This window comes from Thiosulfatihalobacter marinus, assembly GCF_016019955.1.
Classification (GTDB): Bacteria; Pseudomonadota; Alphaproteobacteria; order Rhodobacterales; family Rhodobacteraceae; genus Shimia; species Shimia marinus_A.
On the sequence record NZ_JAECRZ010000002.1, the window covers coordinates 357,471 to 378,792 of the forward strand.

General features: G+C 63.2%; 20 protein-coding genes. 9 read left to right on the plus strand and 11 right to left on the minus strand.

What is annotated here, in order from left to right; all coding sequences use genetic code 11:
- Positions 1-66: 66 nt before the first annotated feature.
- Positions 67-747 (plus strand): SIMPL domain-containing protein, encoded by a 681-nt coding sequence (locus tag I3253_RS04730; RefSeq protein WP_197916485.1) that lies wholly within the window; start codon positions 67-69, stop codon positions 745-747.
- Positions 748-810: 63 nt separating this feature from the next.
- On the opposite strand, the gene I3253_RS04735 is transcribed toward I3253_RS04730, so the two are convergent.
- The 4 genes from I3253_RS04735 to I3253_RS04750 form a co-directional block, all read right to left on the minus strand.
- The gene (locus I3253_RS04735; RefSeq protein ID WP_197916486.1) at positions 811-2,103 is read right to left on the minus strand and encodes an O-acetylhomoserine aminocarboxypropyltransferase/cysteine synthase family protein; all 1,293 of its coding nucleotides are present in this window, start codon (positions 2,101-2,103) and stop codon (positions 811-813) included.
- A gap of 117 nt (positions 2,104-2,220) precedes the next feature.
- Complete coding sequence (locus I3253_RS04740; RefSeq protein ID WP_197916487.1) at positions 2,221-2,865, minus strand: SDR family NAD(P)-dependent oxidoreductase; 645 nt, start codon at positions 2,863-2,865, stop codon at positions 2,221-2,223.
- Positions 2,866-2,881: 16 nt separating this feature from the next.
- Positions 2,882-3,337: a DUF1178 family protein gene (locus I3253_RS04745; RefSeq protein WP_197916488.1), complete on the minus strand. Its 456-nt coding sequence runs from the start codon at positions 3,335-3,337 to the stop codon at positions 2,882-2,884.
- An 82-nt stretch (positions 3,338-3,419) separates the two neighbouring features.
- Complete coding sequence (locus I3253_RS04750; RefSeq protein WP_232236999.1) at positions 3,420-3,893, minus strand: NUDIX hydrolase; 474 nt, start codon at positions 3,891-3,893, stop codon at positions 3,420-3,422.
- Between the two features lie 701 nt (positions 3,894-4,594).
- On the opposite strand from I3253_RS04750, the gene mraZ reads away from it, so the two are divergent.
- The 7 genes from mraZ to mraY are packed head-to-tail and all read left to right on the plus strand — an operon-like array spanning position 4,595 to position 12,214.
- Entirely contained in the window at positions 4,595-5,086 is a 492-nt protein-coding gene (gene mraZ / locus I3253_RS04755; protein WP_197916490.1) for a division/cell wall cluster transcriptional repressor MraZ, read from the plus strand.
- 1 nt (position 5,087) lies between these two features.
- Complete coding sequence (gene rsmH, locus I3253_RS04760) at positions 5,088-6,062, plus strand: 16S rRNA (cytosine(1402)-N(4))-methyltransferase RsmH (protein ID WP_232237000.1); 975 nt, start codon at positions 5,088-5,090, stop codon at positions 6,060-6,062.
- Positions 6,062-6,409 carry a cell division protein FtsL gene (gene ftsL, locus I3253_RS04765; RefSeq protein WP_197916492.1) on the plus strand — a complete coding sequence of 116 codons (348 nt, stop codon included), beginning with the start codon at positions 6,062-6,064 and terminating at the stop codon, positions 6,407-6,409. The genes rsmH and ftsL overlap by 1 nt, the downstream gene beginning before the upstream one ends.
- Positions 6,406-8,190: a peptidoglycan D,D-transpeptidase FtsI family protein gene (locus I3253_RS04770; RefSeq protein WP_197916493.1), complete on the plus strand. Its 1,785-nt coding sequence runs from the start codon at positions 6,406-6,408 to the stop codon at positions 8,188-8,190. Before ftsL ends, I3253_RS04770 begins: the two co-directional genes overlap by 4 nt.
- A gap of 20 nt (positions 8,191-8,210) precedes the next feature.
- The gene (locus I3253_RS04775; RefSeq protein WP_197916494.1) at positions 8,211-9,692 is read left to right on the plus strand and encodes a UDP-N-acetylmuramoyl-L-alanyl-D-glutamate--2,6-diaminopimelate ligase; all 1,482 of its coding nucleotides are present in this window, start codon (positions 8,211-8,213) and stop codon (positions 9,690-9,692) included.
- On the plus strand, positions 9,689-11,131 hold the full coding sequence (locus tag I3253_RS04780; RefSeq protein ID WP_197916495.1) for a UDP-N-acetylmuramoyl-tripeptide--D-alanyl-D-alanine ligase: 1,443 nt from the start codon (positions 9,689-9,691) through the stop codon (positions 11,129-11,131). Before I3253_RS04775 ends, I3253_RS04780 begins: the two co-directional genes overlap by 4 nt.
- Entirely contained in the window at positions 11,132-12,214 is a 1,083-nt protein-coding gene (mraY, locus tag I3253_RS04785) for a phospho-N-acetylmuramoyl-pentapeptide-transferase (RefSeq protein ID WP_197916496.1), read from the plus strand.
- A gap of 92 nt (positions 12,215-12,306) precedes the next feature.
- On the opposite strand, the gene fsa is transcribed toward mraY, so the two are convergent.
- Positions 12,307-12,960: a fructose-6-phosphate aldolase gene (fsa, locus tag I3253_RS04790; protein ID WP_197916497.1), complete on the minus strand. Its 654-nt coding sequence runs from the start codon at positions 12,958-12,960 to the stop codon at positions 12,307-12,309.
- Positions 12,961-13,092: 132 nt separating this feature from the next.
- Between fsa and I3253_RS04795 the strand changes: the two genes are divergently transcribed.
- Positions 13,093-15,288, plus strand: coding sequence for a primosomal protein N' (locus tag I3253_RS04795; protein ID WP_197916498.1), 2,196 nt, complete (start codon positions 13,093-13,095; stop codon positions 15,286-15,288).
- 191 nt (positions 15,289-15,479) lie between these two features.
- Here the strand turns inward: I3253_RS04795 and I3253_RS04800 are convergent, their stop codons facing one another.
- From I3253_RS04800 to I3253_RS04825, 6 genes are all read right to left on the minus strand, one after another.
- Positions 15,480-15,737 (minus strand): hypothetical protein, encoded by a 258-nt coding sequence (locus I3253_RS04800; RefSeq protein WP_197916499.1) that lies wholly within the window; start codon positions 15,735-15,737, stop codon positions 15,480-15,482.
- Between the two features lie 169 nt (positions 15,738-15,906).
- Complete coding sequence (purF, locus tag I3253_RS04805) at positions 15,907-17,421, minus strand: amidophosphoribosyltransferase (protein WP_197916500.1); 1,515 nt, start codon at positions 17,419-17,421, stop codon at positions 15,907-15,909.
- Between the two features lie 43 nt (positions 17,422-17,464).
- Positions 17,465-18,754 (minus strand): TAXI family TRAP transporter solute-binding subunit, encoded by a 1,290-nt coding sequence (locus I3253_RS04810; RefSeq protein WP_197916501.1) that lies wholly within the window; start codon positions 18,752-18,754, stop codon positions 17,465-17,467.
- Between the two features lie 136 nt (positions 18,755-18,890).
- The gene (locus tag I3253_RS04815) at positions 18,891-19,445 is read right to left on the minus strand and encodes a CvpA family protein (protein WP_197916502.1); all 555 of its coding nucleotides are present in this window, start codon (positions 19,443-19,445) and stop codon (positions 18,891-18,893) included.
- A gap of 59 nt (positions 19,446-19,504) precedes the next feature.
- Entirely contained in the window at positions 19,505-20,872 is a 1,368-nt protein-coding gene (gene radA / locus I3253_RS04820; RefSeq protein WP_197916503.1) for a DNA repair protein RadA, read from the minus strand.
- 17 nt (positions 20,873-20,889) lie between these two features.
- Positions 20,890-21,318 carry a paraquat-inducible protein A gene (locus tag I3253_RS04825; RefSeq protein WP_197916504.1) on the minus strand — a complete coding sequence of 143 codons (429 nt, stop codon included), beginning with the start codon at positions 21,316-21,318 and terminating at the stop codon, positions 20,890-20,892.
- Positions 21,319-21,322: the final 4 nt, after the last annotated feature.

Consider the following 21,322-nt stretch of genomic DNA (forward strand, 5'->3'; position numbering starts at 1 on the left):
CGCGGTGGTCTGCGCGCCGGAGCATACTAGATGATGGGGAAGGCAATGGATGCAAGGAGAGTGAAGATGCGTTTTGGTGTGGTTGTGGTGATGATCCTGGGATTGGCTGGCGCGGCAGCGGCCCAGGAGCGTACGATGCCGCTTGACGGCGTGGGCACCGTCGCGGCAGAGCCTGACATGGCAGTGATCACTGTTGGCGCCACCCAACAGGCCGACACAGCGGCGGCGGCGATGGGCGCCGTCAGCAAGGTGTCCGCCGCGATGCTTGCCGCCTTGCAGACCGCCGGTATCGATGCGGCCGACATTCAGACATCGCGGCTTTCGCTGTCCCCGGTCCATGATCGCAAGGGTTATGAGCAAGGCCGCCCCACACTGATCGGATTTTCTGCTTCGAACCAGGTGACGATACGGGTGCGCGCGCTGGATCGCGTGGGGGACGTGCTGGGCGAATTGGTGGCTGTCGGCGCGAATGACATGGGGGGCATCCGCTTTGAAATCAGTGATCCCGGGCCGCTTCAGGACGAGGCGCGCAGGCTCGCTGTCGCGGATGCGCGTGCCCGTGCCGAACTGTTTGCCGAGGCGGCCGGAGTCCGGCTGGGGCGGATCATGACCATCAGCGAGATCGGGAGCAGCGTGCCGCGCCCGGAAATGATGCGCGCGGCGGCCATGGCGGACGCGGTGCCCGTCGCCGCGGGCGAAGTCGCAATCCGGGCGCAAGTTCAGATTGTCTGGGAATTGCTGGATTGAGGCCGTGGCCGGACAATGACGGGGCGCCGTTGGGGCGCCCCGAAAGGTTTTGACGCGTTTGGGTCAGCTGTGCGCCTTGTTCAGCGCCTGGTCGAGATCGGCCATCAGGTCTTCTGCATTCTCGATTCCGATCGAGATGCGCACCACATTCGGCCCGGCGCCCGCGGCTTCCTGCTGTTCCGGTGTCAGCTGGCGGTGGGTGGTCGAGGCAGAATGGATGACCAACGAGCGGGTATCGCCCAAATTCGCCACATGGCTGAAAATTTCAAGTGAATCCACGAATTTGACACAGGCTTCGTAGCCGCCCTTGAGCGCCACGGTGAACAGCGCGCCAGCCCCCTTGGGGCAAACCTTGGCGGCGCGGTCATTATAGGGCGAAGAGGCCAGCCCGGCATAGGTAACGTAATCGACGTGTTGGTGACCTTCGAGCCAGTTGGCCACCCTGACGGCGTTTTCCACGTGCCGCTCCATCCGCAAGGACAGGGTTTCGATTCCCATCAGGGTATAGTGCGCTGCCTGGGGGTTCATCGTCATGCCAAGATCGCGCAGACCAATGGCAATGCCGTGGAACGTAAAGGCGAGCGGGCCGAATGTTTCATGGAATTTGAGGCCGTGATAGGCCGGTTCGGGCTGGCTGAGCGAGGGGAACTTGTCAGTGGATGACCAGTCGAACTTGCCCGAATCCACGATACAGCCGCCGGTGACGGTGCCGTTTCCGGTCAGGTATTTCGTCGTCGAATGCACCACCAGCGTGGCGCCCAGGCTGATCGGGTTGCACAGGTAGGGCGTGGCCGATGTATTGTCGACGATCAGCGGGATGTTGGCAGAGTCCGATATATCCGCCAACGCCCGGATATCGGTGACATAGCCGCCCGGATTGGCGATGGATTCGCAGAACACCGCGCGGGTGTTTTCGTCGATCGCATCGCGCACCGCGTCCAGATCATCCGTGTCCACGAACCTGGCGGACCAGCCGAAACGCTTGATGGTCTGGCTGAATTGCGTGACGGTGCCGCCATAAAGCCGGGTCGAGGCCACGACGTTGCAGCCGGGCCCCATGAGCGGGAACAGCGCCATGATCTGCGCGGCATGACCCGAGGAGCAACACACCGCGCCAACCCCGCCTTCCAGCGTGGCGATCCGTTCCTGAAGCACCGCGACGGTCGGGTTGGTCAGGCGGGAATAGATAAAACCCACTTCCTGAAGGTTGAAGAGTGCGGCGGCGTGCTCGGCATCGCGAAACACATAGGCGGTTGTCTGGTAGATCGGCGTCTGGCGTGCGCCGGTGGCCGGATCGGGGCGGGCCCCGGCGTGAATTTGAAGCGTGTCGAAACCGTAGGTGGGGCCGTCGGACATCGGTAATTACCTCCCGTTGAAAATGTCGACACAAGTGTTATTGCCAGCCGCGCCCGTGCGCAACGGGGGGGCGGTCGGTTTCAGGTTATGGAATGTAAGGCGTGCCGGCGGGTGGTGTCAGAACGGATGGGGCCGTCCGTCCCAGGTTTCAAAGCATCCGGTGGTTTCCAGTGACAATGCGTTGAAACGCCTGGCCAGCCCGTCAGCCGCCTCTTGCGCGGACATATCTGCGGCGTCGCCACCCATGTCGCTGCGCACCCAACCGGGATGATAGATGCCGACGGCAATGCCAATATGGCTAAGGTCGGCGGCCAGATTGCGCCCGAGGTTCAGCGCGGCGGCCTTGGATGCGCGGTAGATATAGCTGCCTCCCGGCGCGCGCTCTTGCGAGGCCATCTGCGAGGAAATGATCGCGATTTTTGGTGTCCTGGACAGTTGCAGGTTGGGCAGCAGCGCCTGAACCGTCAGAAAGACCCCGGTAACATTGGCCGCAAACGTATCCGCCCACATCTGGGCCGGATAGCCCTCGGCCAGGTTCTGATGCTTGTCGAGATACACCCCGGCATTGCACACCAGCAAATCAACAGGCCGCGCATCCAGCCGGTGTGCGAGCGCAGCCTGGCTTGCAGGATCGGTGACATCGAGCCGCTCGAATTCGCCCCCGGCGCGCGCGGTGCCTGTGACATGGTGTCCGGCGGCAGAGAGGGCTTGATCCAGCGCCTGTCCAATGCCGCGATTGGCGCCCGTAATCACGACATGCATGGCGGTCTCCCTGGTTTCAGTTCGTCTTGCGGCCGATATTGAAGGGCAGCGGCGCAACGGGAACGCCGTCCTCGATCAGGGCACGGGCCTCATCCGGGCGGGCCTCTCCGTATATTGCGCGCTCCGGGGCGGAGCCTTCGTGCATGGCGCGGGCCTCGGAGGCAAAGCGTCCACCCACATAGTCGGAATTCTGTTCGACATGTTTGCGCAGTTCGGCCAGCGCCTGTTCGGCGGGGCTGGCCGGGGCGGATAGCGGGCGATCGGGGGGCGATCCAGTGGGATTATCTGCGCCAGAAGCGGTGCTGCGCGCCGGTCGCACACTGGGCGCCATGACCGCCTTGTCCACATTCGTATCGCCACAGACCGCGCAGGACACCATGCCCGCGAGACGCAGCTTGTCATAGGCATCGGCCGACTTGAACCAGCTGTCAAAACGGTGATCTTTGGAGCATTTGAGTGAATAGTTGATCATCGGTTCGGGTGCGCCCGCGCCTTTCCCAAAAAAGAATGGACCCTGTTTAGATAGACAAGCCACCCGACAGCTTCAAGCGCGGCTATCGCAACAACCGGGCGTCGAAATCGCGGATGATGCGTGCCAGATCCCGGTTGGCGATGCGCGCGGCGGCCTTCTTTGGGGACACCCATTTGCGCCGGCGTTCGCCGGATTCGGGGAACTTGTTGCTGATCTTGCGCAGTTCCATCGGAAACAGGATCACGGTGCAGGACGCCGCTTTGCGCAAGTCCTTATCCTTGGGATAGGTGTAAAGGCCGCAAGGCTGTTTTGATACCTTGCCGCGTATCCCGGCCTCTTCCCAGGCTTCCTGGGCGGCGGCCTGATGTGGCTTCAGCCCCTTGATCGGCCAGCCCTTTGGCAGGATCCAGCGCTGAGAACGGCGCGAGGTGATCAGCATCACCTGGGTTTTGTCATTGTTGATCCGGTAAACCAATGCGCCATATTGCAGGAGCCGCCCCGCCTTTTCAGCCGTCTTGGCCATGGCTGCGATCCCTGCCGGATTTTGCAAACCCATGGGCGGTTCTCCATCGTCTCATCTGCTCGGCGCGACGTTACCAAAGCTCTGCCGGCTTCTCCAACGATTATTTGCCGTGCGGGAAAATGGGAATATGTGGGACCGCCGAAGAATTCGCCACCTGATAGGTGAAAGGGGGCGGAAAACGAGGCGAATCGACGTGTCTTGGGCGCGTTCCGCGCCGCGGAGGCGGCGAAATTCGGGTTTCCCGATGGGCGGGCGGCAGATTTCGAAAATATTTCGGGAAATCATGGGACCATGGGTCGTGTGTCTGGGTTGCACCATATGTGGGGTTAGATCTCCATTTTTATCCAACATGATGTGGATTAAGGTGCGGATGGAGCCACAGTATCTTGTTTTGGCTGGGGTTGGATTACAAAATATGGTGCCGAATGGGAAAAATTCTTGTTGCTTTCCATGATTTCCCATGTCATCCCTATATCCAAGATGAGGACGGGATCACAAGGGGCGCCAAAGACCCCGAAAGAACTCCAAAGTCAGGTTTCATACAGGCACCCGCTTTCATCGAAATGAAGAGATCCGGCGCGCGGGCGAGCAGACATCCCCCCAGGTGGCGCGCGCAGCTGGACACCCGCTAGAGCGGGACGAGGGCGGCGGATTGATCAGTGGCAGCAGATCAATCCGCCGTTTCGTTTCCAGGAGGCGGTTCCGGGGCGACAGTGAGAAAGGGCCGGCAGCCCGTGGCACGCAGGTTCAGAGGTGAAAGCGACCACAAGGTCGACAGCAAGGGCAGGGTATCTATCCCGGCCTCGTTTCGCCGTGTCATAGAGAGCTGCGATCCCGACTGGACCGAAGGTTTGCCCCCGCGCCTGATCCTTGTTTATGGCGGCGCGACGCGCGACTATATCGAAGGCTTCACCATCGAGGCGATGGATGAAGTGGACGAGAAAATCTCGAAATTCCCACGTGGTTCGGCCAAGCGAAAGTCGATGGAGCGTTTGTATTCGGCGCAATCGCTGGAGATCGTCGTGGATGAAACCGGGCGCATCGTGTTGCCGGTAAAGCTGCGCGAGAAGATCGGGCTGGAGGGCATGGCGCGGTTTGTGGCTTCGGGCGATACGTTCGAAATATGGAAACCTGAAGCCTATGACGCCTCGATCGAGGCCCTGGACGAGGATGGGTTCGACCCCGAACTTGATCCATCGGCGTATCTGGATGGGGATGTCGGCTGAGATGACCTCCGACAAAGCACATATCCCGGTGCTTATCGACGCAATCCTGAAACACTGTGCGCCCATCGGCGGGCGTTGGCTTGACGGCACCTTCGGGGCTGGCGGCTATACCCGCGCGCTGCTGGAAGCGGGGGCTGCGCATGTCACGGCGGTGGATCGCGATCCCCTGGCATTCGAAATGGCCGCGCCCTGGGTGGGGGATTACGGTGACAGGATCACGCTGGTGGAAGGGGTCTTTTCGCGGCTGGATGACTACGAACAGGCGCTGGACGGTGTCGTGCTGGACCTTGGGGTCAGTTCCATGCAGCTGGATCTTGCGGAACGCGGTTTCTCATTCATGAGGGATGGTCCGCTGGACATGCGGATGAGTCAGTCCGGGCCATCGGCGGCCGATATCGTGAACACGGCGGACGAGGCCGAAATCGCGGATATTCTGTTTCATTATGGCGAGGAACGTGCCAGCCGCCGGATCGCAAGGGCGATTGGGCGGGCCCGCGCCGAGGCTCCGATCGCCACGACATTGCGCCTTGCCGAGATCGTCGAAAGCTGCCTGCCACGCGCAAAGCCGGGACAAAGCCACCCGGCGACGCGCAGTTTCCAGGCATTGCGGATTGCGGTGAATGACGAATATGGCGAATTGTCCGCCGGGCTGGCGGCGGCGGAACGGGCGCTGGCGCCCGGCGGATTGCTGGCGGTTGTGACCTTTCATTCGGTCGAAGACCGCATGGTCAAGCGTTTCATCCAGGCTCGCGCCGGGAAAAGCGGCAACGTGAACCGCTATGCACCGGATACCAAACGGGAAGACCCGGCCTTTGAGCAGGTTACGCGCAAGGCTGTCGGTGCGGACGAAGACGAACTGGCCATCAATCCACGCGCGCGGTCCGCCAAGCTGCGCGTGGCGCGCCGCACGGCGGCGGCGGCCGGGAAGGTGTCGGAACAAGCGATTGGAATGCCAACTGTTGAGGGGCGAAGCTGATGCGAATGATCCTGTTCATGACGACGGCGTTGGCGGTGATCGGATTGGCGGTCTGGGCCTATCAGGAAAATTACCGCACGCAGAACGCCATTTCCGAGACCGAGCGTCTGCAAGGTGAAATCGGCGAGGCGCGGGCGCGACTGGCGGTTCTGCGGGCCGAATGGGCCTATCTCAACCGTCCCGAACGGCTGCGCGACCTTGCCCAGATCAACTACGACAGTTTGCAGTTGCTGCCGCTGCGGCCCGATCAGTTCGGCAAGATCGATCAGGTCGCGTTTCCGCCCCGCGATACCTTGATCGATCTGGATGATGCCGTGGATGTCTCGAGTGCGGGAGATCGGCCATGATCCGAAAGCCGTTGCGCCCTCTGGCATCGATCCTGCGCGCCCGTGATGCCGGGGAAAACCCGGACGCGATCGAACGCGAAAATGTCCGCCAGCGCCATGAAGAGATGCGCGACAAGGGCCGGGTGCGCGCCGAAGGGCGGCTGTTCATCATGGCGATTCTGTTTCTGGGCGGGTTCATCACGGTAAGCGCGCGTATGGCTGTTGTCAGCGTGTCCGAAGCGGTCGAGCCGCGCGCGAATTATTCAGGCAATCGCATCGTGGCGCAGCGTGCCGATATCGTGGACCGCCGTGGCCGCATTCTGGCGACCAATCTGGAAACCTATGCGCTTTACGCCCAGCCGCCGCAGATGATCGACAAGGAGCGCGTTGCCCGCGAGCTGGCGGCGATCTTCCCGGATCTCAAGGAAGAGCGCCTGGTGAAAGACTTTACCGGCAAGCGCAAATTCCTTTGGATAAAGAAGAAGTTGAGCCCCGAACAGAAACAGGCGGTGCATGATATCGGTGATCCGGGGCTGCAATTCGGGACGCGCGAGATGCGCCTCTATCCCAATGGCAAGCTGGCCGCGCATATCCTGGGGGGGGCAAGTTTCGGCAAGGAAGACGTGCGTGCCGCCGAAGTGATCGGTGTGGCTGGTGTTGAAAAATACTTTGACGAGGTCCTGAGGGATCCGGCCAATGGCGGCAAGGCGCTGACCCTGTCAATCGATCTGACGGTCCAGGCCGCCGCCGAGCGTGTATTGGCCGGCGGCATGAAACTGATGAATGCCAAGAGTGCGGCGGCGGTCCTGATGGATGTGAACACGGGCGAGATCGTATCGATGATCAGCCTGCCGGATTTCGATCCCAACGACCGCCCGCGCCCGCCAACCAAGGGCCTGCCCTCTGACAGCCCGCTGTTCAACAGGGCCGTTCAGGGATTGTACGAGCTGGGTTCGGTGTTCAAGATTTTCGCCGCGACGCAGGCGATGGAGCTGGGGCTGGCCAATCCGTCCACGCTGGTCAACACGGCTGGCCCTCTGCGGTGGGGCAAATTCAAGATCCGGGATTTCCGCGACTATGGATCGGAAATGACCCTGACCAAGGTGATTGTGAAGTCGTCGAATATCGGCACGGCGCGCATGGCCCAGCTGATCGGCGCCGAGCGGCAGCAGGGATTTCTGCGCGACCTGGGTTTCTTCGAGCCGATCCCGGTTGAACTGGTCGAGGCACATGGCGCAAAGCCCCTGTACCCGGACAACTGGTCGGAATTGTCGACCATGACGATTTCCTATGGCCACGGTCTGTCAACCAGCCCGCTGCATCTCGCGGCAGGCTATGCCGCGATTGCCAATGGCGGCAAGCGGGTCATTCCGACATTGCTCAAGCGCGACACGCCTCAGGACGGGCCGCGGGTCATTAGCCAGGAAAACGCCGAGGCCGCGCGGCGCATGTTGCGGATGGTGGTTACGGATGGGACGGCAAGCTTTGGCGACGTGCCGGGCTATGCCGTCGGTGGCAAAACCGGGACCGCCGACAAGCCCAAGGAAAACGGTGGCGGATATTATGACGACAAGGTGATCGCGACCTTCGCGTCGATCTTTCCGGCATATGATCCGAAATACGTTCTGATCGTGTCACTTGACGAGCCGGTCGAAACTTCGGGGCCGGAACCGCGCCGCACCGCCGGGTGGACGGCGGTTCCCGTCGCCGCCGAGATGATCACGCGCATCGCGCCGCTTCTGGGCTTGCGTCCCGACGTTGAACCCGGCCGCCTGACTGATATAACCCTGACGTCGAATTAGGCCGGAAAAGGGCAGGGGAAATGGCGGTACGGGAAAGACGGCTTTCGGACCTTGGACTGACCGCCGCTGGCGGCGCGAACCCCGGGATCACCGGGATCGCCGTTGACAGCCGTCAGGTGCGGGACGGGTTCCTGTTCGCCGCGCTGCCGGGTACGCGCGTGCATGGCGGCGAGTTCATTCAATACGCGTTGCGCATGGGCGCCGCCGCGATACTGACCGATGCCGAGGGTGCGCGGATCGCCTGCGCGGAACTGGCAGTGTCAGAATCTGTCGTGATCGTGGCCGACGATCCGAGGCAATCTCTGGCCTATTGTGCAGCGTTGTGGTTTGGAGCACAGCCCGGCGTCATGGCCGCTGTTACGGGGACCAATGGCAAGACGTCGGTGGCAACATTCCTGCGCCAGATCTGGCAGGCGCTGGGGCTTGAAGCGGTGAACCTGGGAACAACCGGGGTGGAGGGCGACTTTCAGGCGCCCTTGCAACACACCACACCCGAACCGATCACCCTGCACCGGGTCCTGGCGGAATGCAGCGCGGCCGGGATACAGTTCGCGGCGATGGAAGCCTCCAGCCACGGGCTGGCACAACGGCGGCTGGACGGGGTGCAGCTGCGCGCCGCCGGGTTCACCAATTTCACGCAGGACCATCTGGATTATCACGACAGCTTTGACGACTATTTCGATGCCAAGGCAGGGCTGTTCGCGCGGGTGTTGCCCGAAGAGGGCGTGGCCGTGATCAACACGGATGATCCGCGTGGTGTGGATATGGTGGCGATTGCCCACGCGCGTGGGCAGCAGGTGATCACGGTTGGCCGGGAAGGGGCCGATCTGGAACTGACCGCGCAGCGGTTTGACGCCACGGGACAGGATGTGCGCTTTACGTTTCGCGGTCGGGCCTATCTGGCGCGGCTGCACCTGATTGGCGGGTTTCAGGCGGACAACGTCATGCTGGCGGTCGGGCTGGCTGTGGCCTGCGGAGCCGAGCCGGAGCGGGTGTTTGACGTTCTGGGCGATCTCAAGACGGTGCGCGGGCGGATGCAACTGGCCGCGACACGGGCAAGCGGCGCCACGGTCTTTGTGGATTACGCGCATACGCCGGATGCGGTGGCCACGGCGCTGCGCGCGATGCGTCCGCATGTGATGGGGCGGCTGATTGCCGTGGTCGGCGCCGGGGGCGATCGCGATGCTGGCAAACGCCCGTTGATGGGGCAGGCGGCGGCAGACAATGCCGACCTGGTGTTTGTCACCGACGACAACCCGCGCAGCGAAGACCCGGCCCTGATCCGCGCCGCCGTTCTGGCGGGCGCGCCCGGGGCGGTCGAGGTGGGCGACCGCGCCGAAGCGATCCTGCGCGCGGTGGACGCGTTGCAACCGGGCGATGCCTTGCTGATCGCGGGCAAGGGGCATGAAAGCGGGCAGATCATCGGCGACGATGTGCTGCCATTTGACGATTGTGAACAGGCCAGCGTGGCTGTTGCGGCATTGGACGGGGGGATGGCATGAGCCTGTGGACCTCGCAAGACGCGGCAAGCGCCACCGGCGGTCATGCCAGTTGCGATTGGGTGTGTGACGGTGTTTCGATCGACACGCGCACGCTGCAACCGGGCGATCTTTTCGTGGCGCTGAAGGCGGCGCGGGACGGGCATGATTTTGTGGCGCAGGCGCTGGAGAACGGCGCGGCGGCGGCCTTGGTCAGCCATGTGCCCGAGGGTCTGTCCGGGGACGCACCATTGTTGATCGTGCAGGACGTGCAGGCTGGGCTGGAAGCGTTGGGCCGGGCGGGGCGCGCCCGCAGCGACGCGCGCGTGGTGGCTGTTACCGGTTCGGTGGGCAAGACCTCGACCAAGGAGATGCTGCGCGCCATGCTGGCCGGGCAGGGGCGCACCCATGCCAGCGTGGCCAGTTACAACAATCACTGGGGCGTGCCGCTGACGCTGGCGCGGATGCCGCGCGACACGGACTACGCGGTGATCGAGATCGGCATGAACCATCCCGGCGAAATCGCGCCGCTGGCCCGGCTGGCGCGCCCGCATGTCGCCTTGGTGACAAATGTGGCGGCCGTTCACCTTGAGGCCTTTGACGATGTTGACGGGATCGCACGGGAAAAGGCGGCGATTTTCGAGGGGCTGGAACCGGGCGGTATTGCGGTTTTCAATGCCGATCTGCCAACCACCCGGACCCTTGAAACCACAGCGCGGGAGCTGGGTATGGAGCTGCGCCCCTTTGGCCGGAAGGCGCCGGACTGGGCGCTTGCGGACGTCACCCTGAGCGGGGACACCACGGTGGCGCGCGCGCGGATTTCAGGCGCGCCATTGCTGTTCAAGATCAGGAGCGCGGGGGCACATTTCGCGATGAACGCGCTGGGCGCGCTGGTGGCTGTCGAGGCACTGGACGCGGATCTGGCCATGGCGGCGGGCGATCTTGGGCGGTGGTCGCCTTATACCGGGCGCGGCACGCGGGAAACCATCTGGCTTGACCCGGTGGAAACCGACCGCACGCTGGATCTGATCGACGATGCCTATAACGCCAACCCCACGTCGCTGGGCGCGGCGCTGGATGTGCTGGCGGCGGCACAGCCTGTTGATGGGGTGGGTCGCATCGGCCGGGGGCGGCGGATCGCCTTTGTCGGTGACATGAAGGAACTGGGCGACCAGGAGGCCGCGATGCATGCGGAACTGGCCAATCATCCGGCCATGAAGGACATTGATACGGTGCATACGGTGGGTCCGCTGATGCGGCACCTGCACGAGGCGTTGCCCGTGGAAAAGCGCGGGTTGTGGACACAAACCAGCGCCCAGATGGCGGCGGAGGTGCGTCATCTGGTGGATGCAGGCGATTGTTTGCTGGCCAAGGGCTCTTTGTCGATGGGTCTGGCCAAGGTGGTTGACGCCATTCGAAAACTGGGTCATCCCGCGCCGCACTCCAACAACGAGGACGCATGAATGTTTTATTGGCTGGCGGACCTGTCAGACGGCGGGGATTTTTTCAATCTGTTCCGCTATATCACGTTCCGTGCCGGTGGCGCCTTCATGACGGCCTTGCTGTTCGGATTCATCTTTGGCCCGCCGCTGATCAACGTGTTGCGCAGACGGCAGGGCAAGGGCCAGCCGATCCGGGACGATGGGCCAGAGGGGCATTTCGTCAAGGCCGGTACGCCGACAATGGGCGGGTTGCTGATCGTGGGCGCCTTGCTGACCTCGACCCTGCTTTGGGCGCGGTGGGATAACGGTTTTGTCTGGCTGGTGCTGTTCGTGACTCTGGCCTATGGGCTGATCGGGTTTGCCGACGATTATGCCAAGGTTTCCAGGCAGAATACCAAGGGTGTGTCGGGCAAGATGCGTCTTTTTCTGGGGTTCGTGATTGCCGGCATCGCGGCATGGTGGGCGACCAGCCTGCAACCTGAGGCGCTGCAACTTCAACTGGCCCTGCCGATATTCAAGAATACGCTGCTCAATCTGGGTTTCCTGTTTATTCCCTTTGCCATGTTCGTGATCGTGGGGTCCGCAAACGCGGTGAACCTGACCGACGGGTTGGACGGTCTGGCGATCATGCCTGTGATGATCGCCGCCGCAACGCTGGGCGTGATCGCCTATGCGGTGGGGCGCGTGGACTTTACCGAATATCTGGACGTTCACTATGTCCCGGGGACCGGCGAAATCCTGATATTCGTGGCCGGGCTTATCGGCGGCGGGTTGGGCTTTTTGTGGTACAATGCCCCGCCTGCGGCGGTGTTCATGGGCGATACCGGCTCGCTGGCGCTGGGCGGGGCGCTGGGCGCCATTGCGGTTGCCTCCAAGCACGAACTTGTGCTGGGGATCGTGGGGGGCCTGTTCGTGGTCGAGGCCCTGAGCGTGATCATCCAGGTGCTGTATTTCAAACGCACCGGAAAACGCGTGTTCCTGATGGCGCCGATCCATCACCACTATGAGAAAAAGGGCTGGTCCGAGCCGCAGATCGTGATCCGGTTCTGGATCATCACGCTGATCCTGGCGATGATCGGGCTGGCAACGCTGAAGGTGCGCTGAGCCACAAGCGGCATGGCAACCGGGAATGTTGGCATGGCAAACAAAAAGGGCCGGGCGAAAACGCCCGGCCCTTGTCGTGAAGGGTCGTTCCGTTACAGGATCTTGATACCGGCGTCGCGGATGTCGGCCAGGAACGCGGCCAGGCCCTTGTCGGTCAGCGCGTGGTTGACCATGGCCTTGATTACGCCCGGCGGCGCGGTCATCACGTCGGCACCGATCAGTGCGCAATCCTTGACGTGGTTCACGGTGCGGATCGAGGCGGCGAGGATCTGGGTTTCATAGCCGTAATTGTCATAGATCTGGCGAATCTCGGCAATCAGATCGGTTCCGTCGAGATTGATATCGTCCAGGCGGCCCAGGAAGGGCGAGATGAATGTGGCGCCCGCCTTGGCGGCCAGCAGCGCCTGGTTGGCCGAGAAGCACAACGTGACATTGACCATGTGGCCGTCATCGGTGAGCGCCTTGCAGGCCTTCAGCCCGTCCCAGGTGAGCGGCACCTTGACGGCGATATTGTCGGCGATCCCGACCAGCTTGCGGCCTTCGGCGATCATCGCGTCGGCGTCGGTGGCGGTGACTTCGGCGGAAACCGGGCCATCGACAAGGTCACAGATTTCCTTGGTCACTTCCAGGATATCACGCCCGGATTTCTTGATCAGCGAGGGGTTGGTGGTTACGCCATCCACCATGCCCAGCGCGTTCAGTTCCGCAATGGCGTCGATTTCTGCGGTGTCTACGAAGAATTTCATGGCACATATCCTTTGTTGGCTTGGCCTTGGGTCGGGTTGCCTTTACCTGATAGATGCCCATGCTGGAACCCCGAAAGCTGCGGGGATGCAGGAGAATGTTAGCGCAAAACACGCTGAGAGCAGAGGTGTGACTTGGCTGAGCCAGGCTATTTTGACGAAGGCGATCTGGTGGCGGTGCTGACAACTCAGCCGCTGGACCGGATGCTGGATTACAAGGCCCCCGAGGGTGGCTGTGTCGAAGGCGCCTTTGTCGAGGTGCCGCTGGGCCCGCGAAAGGTGCCGGGTGTGGTCTGGGGGCCGGGCAAGGGAGATTTCGACATCAGCCGTATCCGCCCGGTGAACCGTGTGCTGGATGTGGCGCCCATGGGGGCGGACATGAAAGCGTTTCTGGAACGCGCCGCCGAATACACGCTAACACCGTTGCATGCCATGTTGCGGCTGGCGACCCGTGCGCCGGGGCTGGGCGATCCGCCCTCGATGCGCAAGGTCTACAGGCTGGGGGAGGGCGCGCCCGACCGGCAGACCGATGCCCGGCGCAGGGTGCTGGACACGCTGAAGGAATATGGCGGGCTGGCGTTTACATTGGGCGAGCTGGGCGAGATGGCCGGGGTCACGAATTCGGTGATCAAGGGGTTGGTAAAGCAGGGCGTGGTGCGCGAAGAGGATACGCCGCGCGATCTGCCCTTTGCCCGGCTGGACCCGGCGCATGGTGGCAAGGCGCTGACCGAGGATCAGGCCGCAGGGGCAGAGGCGCTGCGCACCGGGGTGCGATCGGGGGTCTATGGCACGACGTTGCTGCGGGGGGTGACGGGATCGGGAAAGACCGAGGTGTATCTGGAGGCGGTCGCGGAATGTCTGCGCAAGGGCCGTCAGGCGCTGGTGTTGTTGCCCGAGATTGCGCTGACGGCGGAGTTCCTGACGCGGGTGGAAGCCCGGTTTGGCGCGCGGCCCGCGGAATGGCATTCCGGCGTGACCATGACCGAACGCCGCCGGACGTGGAAAATGGTCGGGCAGGGCGGCGCGCAGCTGGTGGTGGGCGCGCGCTCGGCGTTGTTTCTGCCCTATCGTGATCTTGGCCTGATCGTTGTCGATGAAGAACATGACACCTCTTACAAGCAGGAAGACGGGGTGTTGTACAATGCGCGGGACATGGCGGTGCTGCGGGCCTCGTTATGTGCGGCGCGGGTGGTGCTGGCCTCGGCCACGCCGTCGCTGGAGAGCTGGGCCAATGCGCAGGCCGGGAAATACGACAAGCTGGAACTGACGGCGCGGTTTGGTGATGCGGTGTTGCCGGACATGCGCAGCATCGACATGCGCGCCGAGGATTTGCCAAGGGATCGCTGGATATCGCCAACGCTCCGGGCGGCGGTGGACCGACGCGTTCTGGCAGGCGAGCAGAGCCTGTTGTTCATCAACCGTCGTGGCTATGCGCCGGTGACGATCTGCCGGGCCTGCGGGCATCAGGTGGGGTGCGACCAGTGCGATGCGCGGATGGTGGAGCACCGGTTTCTGAAGCGCCTGGTCTGTCATCAGTGCGGCGAGACCAAACCGATGCCCGAAACCTGCCCGTCCTGCGAGGTCGAGGGCAAGCTGGCGCCGGTGGGGCCGGGGGTGGAGCGGCTTGCGGAGGAGGCGGGCGCGTTGTGGCCCGAGGCGCGGCTGGCGGTGTTGTCTTCGGATCTGTTCGGATCGGCGCGGGCGCTCAAGGAGGGGATCGAGACCATTGCCGCCGGGGGGGCGGATATCATCATCGGTACGCAGCTGGTGGCCAAGGGGCACAATTTTCCGCTGCTGACGCTGGTCGGGGTGATCGATGCCGACCTGGGATTGCAGGGGTCCGACCTGCGCGCCGCCGAGCGCACGTTTCAGCTGATGCGGCAGGTGGCGGGGCGTGCGGGGCGGGCCGATAAACCGGGGGTGGCGATGTTGCAGACCTGCCAGCCCGAACATCCGGTGATCCGGTCGATCCTTGCGGGGGACGAGCAGGGGTTCTGGACGGCGGAAGCGGATGAGCGGCGCCATGCGGGCGTGCCGCCCTTTGGCCGCATGGCGGGGATCATCCTGTCCGGGGGAGATGTCAGCCAGGTGTTCGATCTGGGCAATGCGCTGGCCCGCAATGCGGGGATGCTGAGGGCCATCGGGGCCGAGGTGTATGGCCCCGCGCCTGCCCCGATCGCGCGCGTGCGCGGGCGCCACCGGGTACGGTTGCTGGTGAAGGCGGACAAGGGGGTGGCATTGCAGCCCGCGCTGGCGCAATGGATCGGCCAGTTTCGCCTGAAGGGTGATTTGCGGCTGGCGGTCGATATCGACCCGCAGAGTTTCTATTGAGCGGCCAAGGGGGCGCTGCCCCCGTCGCGCGAGGCGCGACTCCCCCGGAGTATTTTTGGCAAAATGAAGAAGGGGTCGCGTGATCCGGGGATTGGCACCGGTATCTGACCTGTTGAAAGCGGGATGAAGCCGATCGCGCGGGTCTGTTGTTGGCTGCGGTATTCCGGGGTGTGTCGGGCCGCCTCCGGGCCCTAGTCGGGCATGGTGAGGCGGGTTTGGGAGCCGCCGGATTGAAGGACAATTCCGGACTTGTCGATGGCGACAACCTTGCCGCCGGGGGTGCGATCGCCGGGCGCGACCTTGAGCGTGCGGCCGGAGCGCGTGAGCAGAAGCGCGCTGGGCGCGGTGCTGGTGCCCATCAGGCCGATCAGGGTAAGTCGTCTACGGGTGTGAAGAACACCGGGGATGGTGGCCTTTTCGGCCACGGAAGCGGGGGATTTGGCGGACATGGGTGAACTCTTGTGATTCTGCCTGGCCCGTCTGGGGCCGCATGGCGCCTGATAACAGGGCAATACCGGCAGGTTCAAACCGGTTCACCGCGCCGTCGGCAAGATCATGCCGCAGTGCGGCAGGGGGGTGGTTTGCAGGGTGCGCGGTTCGGGTACGCCGCCGTTTGCGTTATTCGGCGGCCTTCATCTCGAATCCCTTTTCGAGCATGTCTGACGGCGTGACCGGGTATTCGCCGGAGAAGCAGGCATCGCAATATTGCGGGCAATCCGCGGAGCGGCCCTTTGCCTCGCCTACAGCGCGATAAAGCCCATCGAGCGAGATGAACTTGAGGCTGTCCACGGCGAGATGTTCGGTCATCTCGTCCTCGGTCATGGTGGCGGCCAGCAGTTTTTCGCGCTGGGGCGTATCCACGCCGTAAAAACAGGGCCAGGCCGTGGGTGGGCTGGCGATGCGGAAATGCACCTCCCGCGCGCCGGCATCAAGGATCATTTCCTTGATCTTGCGGCTGGTAGTGCCGCGCACAACCGAATCATCCACGAGGATCACGCGCTTCCCTTTTATCAGGGCCCGGTTAACATTCAGTTTAAGGCGCACGCCCATGTTGCGAATCTGCTCGGTCGGTTCGATGAAGGTGCGGCCCATGTACTGATTGCGGATGATGCCCATGGCAAAGGGGATGCCGCTTTCCTGGGAATAGCCGATCGCCGCCGGAGTGCCGCTGTCGGGCACGGCGCAGACCAGATCGGCGTCCACGGGATTTTCGCGCGCCAGTTCCACGCCGATCTGACGGCGGGTTTCATAGACCGAGCGCCCGCCGATGATCGAATCGGGGCGCGAGAAATAGACATGTTCGAAGATGCAGAACTTGCTGGGGCGCGGGCGGAACGGAAAAGAGCTTTCGACCCCGTCCTCTTCGGTGATGACCACCATCTCGCCCGGCTTGATCTCGCGGATGTATTCGGCGCCGATAATGTCCAGACCGCAGGTTTCCGAGCTGAGCACCCAGCCTTCGCCCAGACGCCCCAGAACCAGCGGGCGCACGCCATGCGGATCGCGCACGCCGATCAGCTTGGTCCGGGTCATGGCAACCACCGAAAAGGCGCCCTCGACGCGGCGCAGCGCGTCTTCCATGCGTTCGGGGATGTTGCGTTGAAGCGAACGGGCCATCAGGTGAATGATGCATTCGCTGTCGCTGTTGGACTGAAAGATCGAGCCGCGCTCGATCAGCTCCTTGCGCAGCGCGTCGGCATTGGTGATGTTGCCGTTATGGGCAATCGCCGCGCCGCCCATGGAGAACTCACCAAAAAACGGCTGCACGTCGCGGATCACGGCGCCTTTTGAACCGGCGGTGGAATAGCGCACATGGCCGATGGCCAGCGGCCCCGGCAGGGTTTCCATCAGCGACGCCTTGGTGAAGTTGTCGCGCACATAGCCAAAGCGGCGGGCCGAGTTGAAACCATGTTCGGGGTGATGGCAGACGATGCCGCCGGCTTCCTGCCCGCGATGCTGAAGCGCGTGCAGGCCAAGGGCGACGAAATTGGCGGCATCGGCAAGACCGACAACGCCAAAGACACCGCATTCCTCTTTCAGTTTGTCGTCGTCCCCGAAGGGACGCAGCGCGTCAAAGTCAAAGGGATGTGCGGCGGGAAATTTTTTGGACAAGGCGAGTGGCTCCGAATCCATTGGGGCAGGCTTGCGCCCCTCTTAAGGGGTCGGGCACCGTATGTCACGAAAGGATCACATGCGCCATGGTCGCGGTCCGGTCAGCGCGCCGGTCATGGATCTGTTTGCGCACAAGATCGATATGCATCCGGGCGTGGTAGGCGGCGGGCCGGTATGCCGCGGGCAGGCCAAGTTCGGCAATGCGGCGGTCCATCTCGATCAGTTGTGTGTCCATCCTGTCCAGTGCCTGGCTGTCCTGCTGTTGCGCCAGCTGATCCTCGATCTGGCGGATCATCGGGTAATGTTGCCACACGCGCCAGCCCATGAAATAGGCATAAAGCGAGGGAAAGACGCGCAGCAGGGGGACGAGAATGAACAGGATCGGCAAGGTCAGAAGCAGCAGTCGGTTGACCTGGGCCGCCATCCAGTAAGGCAGCCACTGGTGCCAGGTGGAGGGGCCTTCCACGATCAGCTGGCGCGCCACGGTGTTGACCGTCATGTCGGTGCCGGTGACGGTGGGAAAGGTGTTGCGGCCGGTGATGATGTTGCGGGCCGCATGCAGTTCAATGGCGGCCATGGTCAGACGGTTGACCAGCGCAGGGTGCAGGTTGGGGCGCACGGCCAGACGCGCTTCGAGCGCGAGCACCTTTTGCGGCGCAGACGGCACCACGGGCGCCAGCGACACGGCGCCGCTGGGCACGGTGGCCACGGTGGCGTATTCCAGGCGGCGCGAAATGGTTTCGACATAGGAAAGGGGCAGGAAATCAAGGGTGGTATCCGTGTAGGCGCGGGCCAGATAGGGCGCATCCACGGTGGTGACGAACACGGCCATGTCGATCTGGCCGGCGGACAGCGCGGCAAGCGCATCGCCATAGGGCAGATCGAACAGGGTATTGGCCGATGGAGCGAGGCCAACCGCCTTCTGGAAGTCTTCAAAGGCGGCACGGGTGCCCGATCCGATCGCGCCGGAACTGATGCGCAGCCCCGACCAGAACGCGGGATTGCGGGCAATGGGCTGACCCTTGCGAATGACGAACAGCATTGGTTCGTAGAACACACCGGCAATGGCCTCGGCCAGGGTTTCGGATACGGGAATTCCCCCCTGTAGCAGGGCAACATCGACCTCTCCGCTGGTCAGAAGGCCCACATTGTCGACGGATCCGTCCGTGGACAGGATCTCTACGGTGATCCCGTCGCGCGCAAGGATGTCACGATAGCGCGCCGCCACTTCGGCATAGGCGCCGCCGGGCGGGCCAGCCGCGAAGACAACGGTTTTGGGGGGCAGCAGAACCGTCAGGATCAGGATCGGAACCACGATCACCGAGGCAAGTATGATTGCTATCCAGGCTCGCATTGATGTGAGTTCCGCCCAAGTGGTACTGCCAGAGGCTAGCCCCGCGGGTCATGCCCTGACAAGCGAAACCGTCGCGACAAAAAGAAGCCCGCGCGAGCGGCGCGGGCTTTGGGATGGGATTTGGAGGGGCCGGGCTTCATTCGCCGCAGACACCCACCAGGTCTTCGTATTGGCTGGTGATCCAGCCCAACGCCTCTTCGGGGTCGCGGTCTTCGATCTTTTGGGTCATGCGGGCAAAGACCTGCGCCGAGCGGCTGTCATCGACCATGGCAATGCTTTGCGAGGTGATCACCGTTTCGTAGACGAAGAACGTGATCGCGATCAACAGGATGCCGCGCAGAACGCCGAACAGGAACCCGACGCCCTGATCCAGCCCACCAAGGGCCGAGCGTTGGACCAGCGAGGAAAACAGCGGTGTAAAGAGCGACACGACCACCAGCGAGAGCGCAAAGACCACGGCAAAGCTGGCGATGATCGACAATTCGCAGCTGTCGGACAGGTACTCGCCCACGACGGGGATTTCCTGAACCAGCGGCTGCACCTGCGGCGCGAACATGAAGGCGAGAATGGCCGCGGCGATCCAGCCGGCAATGGCCATGGCCTCGCGCACGAAGCCGCGGCTGTAGGCCAGCAGCGCCGATATGATGATGACGCCCGCGACGACGCCGTCGATAATGGTGAAACCGTCCATGTATTCCCGTTCCCTCTGGCCAGGTTGGTCTGGCCCTTGTCCCATTGGCCGGTGGCAGGTCAGCCTGCTCCGAATGTTTCCCCCACAAAGCTGGCCAGATCCGACATGCGGTTGAGGGTGATGCCCTCGACCGCAAGGGGTTTGCCGCCTTTCGGAGCGATTGCCGATGAAAAACCAAGTTTTTGGGCTTCTTTCAACCTGTTTTCTGTCTGACCGACCGCACGAAGGGCACCAGAGAGGCTGATTTCGCCAAAAACCACGGTATCGGCGGGCAAGGCGGCATCTTCCCGCGCAGAGACCAGGGCGGCGGCGACGGCGAGATCGGCGGCCGGTTCGGAGATCTTCATGCCACCCGCGACATTGAGATAGACATCGAGACCCGCAAAGGGGATGCCGCAGCGCGCTTCGAGGACGGCGAGGATCATCGCCAGCCGCCCGCCATCCCAGCCCACCACGGTGCGGCGGGGTTGCGAATGGGGCGAGGGGGCGACAAGCGCCTGAAGCTCGATCAGCACCGGGCGGGTGCCCTCGATCCCGGCAAAGACGACGCTGCCCGGCGTGGGCTGGCCACGGTCGGACAGGAACAGGGCCGACGGGTTGGACACCTCGGCCAGCCCCTTGCCGGTCATCTCGAACACGCCGATCTCGTCCGCCGGACCAAAACGGTTCTTGACCGCGCGCAGGATGCGGAACTGGTGGCCACGCTCGCCTTCGAAATAAAGCACGGTGTCAACCATGTGTTCGACAACGCGCGGCCCGGCGATCTCGCCGGTCTTGGTGACGTGGCCGACAAGGATCACGGCGATGCCCTTGCGCTTGGCAAAGGCGGTCAGTTCATGGGCGGCGGCGCGCACCTGGGAGACCGAGCCGGGGGCGGAGCCAACCGTGTCGGACCACATGGTCTGGATCGAGTCGATGATCGCCAGCTGCGGGCGTTCGGCCTCCAGCGTGGTGAGAATGTCGCGCAGGTTGGTTTCCGCCGCGAGCATCACCGGCGATTTCGTCAGGCCAAGACGCTGAGCCCGCATCCGCACCTGGGCGCTGGCCTCTTCACCGGAAACATAAAGCGTTTTCAGACCCATACGGGCGAACCGTGCGGCTGCCTGCAACAGCAGCGTGGATTTCCCGATCCCCGGATCGCCGCCCACCAGCGTGGCCGAAGCCGGCACCAGCCCGCCACCCAGAACCCGGTCCAGTTCGGCAACGCCGCAGACGGTGCGCGGTGGCGGGGTTTCCTCGGTGGTGAGGTCTGTCAGGGCAACGCGCCGCCCCTTGGCGCTGCCCAGCGACGCGTTGGCGGGGCCGGCGGAAAGCGGGGCTTCCTCGGTGATGGAATTCCACTCGCCGCAGGCCTCGCAGCGGCCGGCCCATTTGGTGGTGACATTGCCGCAGGCGGTGCAGGTGAACTGGGTCTTGGATTTTGCCATGTTCCCGTTTTGGACCACTACCGGCGGCGCGTCAAATGGCTAATCGCGATCGAGGCCAGAATGCAGCCCGTGAACAGGTAAAGGCCCCAACCGGTTTCCACGGTGACATAACCCGCGCCTTTGACGATGACCACGTAAAGCGCGATCAGGAAGACATCCGCCATGGCCAGTTTTCCAAGGACTTCCAGCACCGGCAGCGTCTTGCGGCGCAGATAGCCGAACTGGATCAGAGCGATGCCGACAACCTTCAGGATTGGGGCAAAGATGGCCAGGAACGTGACCAGCAGCGCCAGCACCGGGTCGCTGTTCCACAGGGATTGCAGGCCGGAGATGATCGAGATTTCCGACAGGCCGAAGATGGGCAGAAGCCCGGCGCGCAGCAGCGGGGCAAACCACGCAATGGGAAAGAGGATCAGCAGGGCGAGATTGGCAAGGCGCAGGATCATGATG

Excerpts from the sequence above, each read along its gene's own strand:
- I3253_RS04730 (WP_197916485.1), top strand. The coding sequence starts at position 67 with ATGCGTTTTGGTGTGGTTGTGGTGATGATCCTGGGATTGGCTGGCGCG.
- I3253_RS04735 (WP_197916486.1), bottom strand. The coding sequence starts at position 2,103 with ATGTCCGACGGCCCCACCTACGGTTTCGACACGCTTCAAATTCACGCC.
- I3253_RS04740 (WP_197916487.1), bottom strand. The coding sequence starts at position 2,865 with ATGCATGTCGTGATTACGGGCGCCAATCGCGGCATTGGACAGGCGCTG.
- I3253_RS04745 (WP_197916488.1), bottom strand. The coding sequence starts at position 3,337 with ATGATCAACTATTCACTCAAATGCTCCAAAGATCACCGTTTTGACAGC.
- I3253_RS04750 (WP_232236999.1), bottom strand. The coding sequence starts at position 3,893 with ATGGGTTTGCAAAATCCGGCAGGGATCGCAGCCATGGCCAAGACGGCT.
- rsmH (WP_232237000.1), top strand. The coding sequence starts at position 5,088 with ATGACCTCCGACAAAGCACATATCCCGGTGCTTATCGACGCAATCCTG.
- ftsL (WP_197916492.1), top strand. The coding sequence starts at position 6,062 with ATGCGAATGATCCTGTTCATGACGACGGCGTTGGCGGTGATCGGATTG.
- I3253_RS04770 (WP_197916493.1), top strand. The coding sequence starts at position 6,406 with ATGATCCGAAAGCCGTTGCGCCCTCTGGCATCGATCCTGCGCGCCCGT.
- I3253_RS04775 (WP_197916494.1), top strand. The coding sequence starts at position 8,211 with ATGGCGGTACGGGAAAGACGGCTTTCGGACCTTGGACTGACCGCCGCT.
- I3253_RS04780 (WP_197916495.1), top strand. The coding sequence starts at position 9,689 with ATGAGCCTGTGGACCTCGCAAGACGCGGCAAGCGCCACCGGCGGTCAT.
- mraY (WP_197916496.1), top strand. The coding sequence starts at position 11,132 with ATGTTTTATTGGCTGGCGGACCTGTCAGACGGCGGGGATTTTTTCAAT.
- fsa (WP_197916497.1), bottom strand. The coding sequence starts at position 12,960 with ATGAAATTCTTCGTAGACACCGCAGAAATCGACGCCATTGCGGAACTG.
- I3253_RS04800 (WP_197916499.1), bottom strand. The coding sequence starts at position 15,737 with ATGTCCGCCAAATCCCCCGCTTCCGTGGCCGAAAAGGCCACCATCCCC.
- purF (WP_197916500.1), bottom strand. The coding sequence starts at position 17,421 with ATGGATTCGGAGCCACTCGCCTTGTCCAAAAAATTTCCCGCCGCACAT.
- I3253_RS04810 (WP_197916501.1), bottom strand. The coding sequence starts at position 18,754 with ATGCGAGCCTGGATAGCAATCATACTTGCCTCGGTGATCGTGGTTCCG.
- I3253_RS04815 (WP_197916502.1), bottom strand. The coding sequence starts at position 19,445 with ATGGACGGTTTCACCATTATCGACGGCGTCGTCGCGGGCGTCATCATC.
- radA (WP_197916503.1), bottom strand. The coding sequence starts at position 20,872 with ATGGCAAAATCCAAGACCCAGTTCACCTGCACCGCCTGCGGCAATGTC.
- I3253_RS04825 (WP_197916504.1), bottom strand. The coding sequence starts at position 21,318 with ATGATCCTGCGCCTTGCCAATCTCGCCCTGCTGATCCTCTTTCCCATT.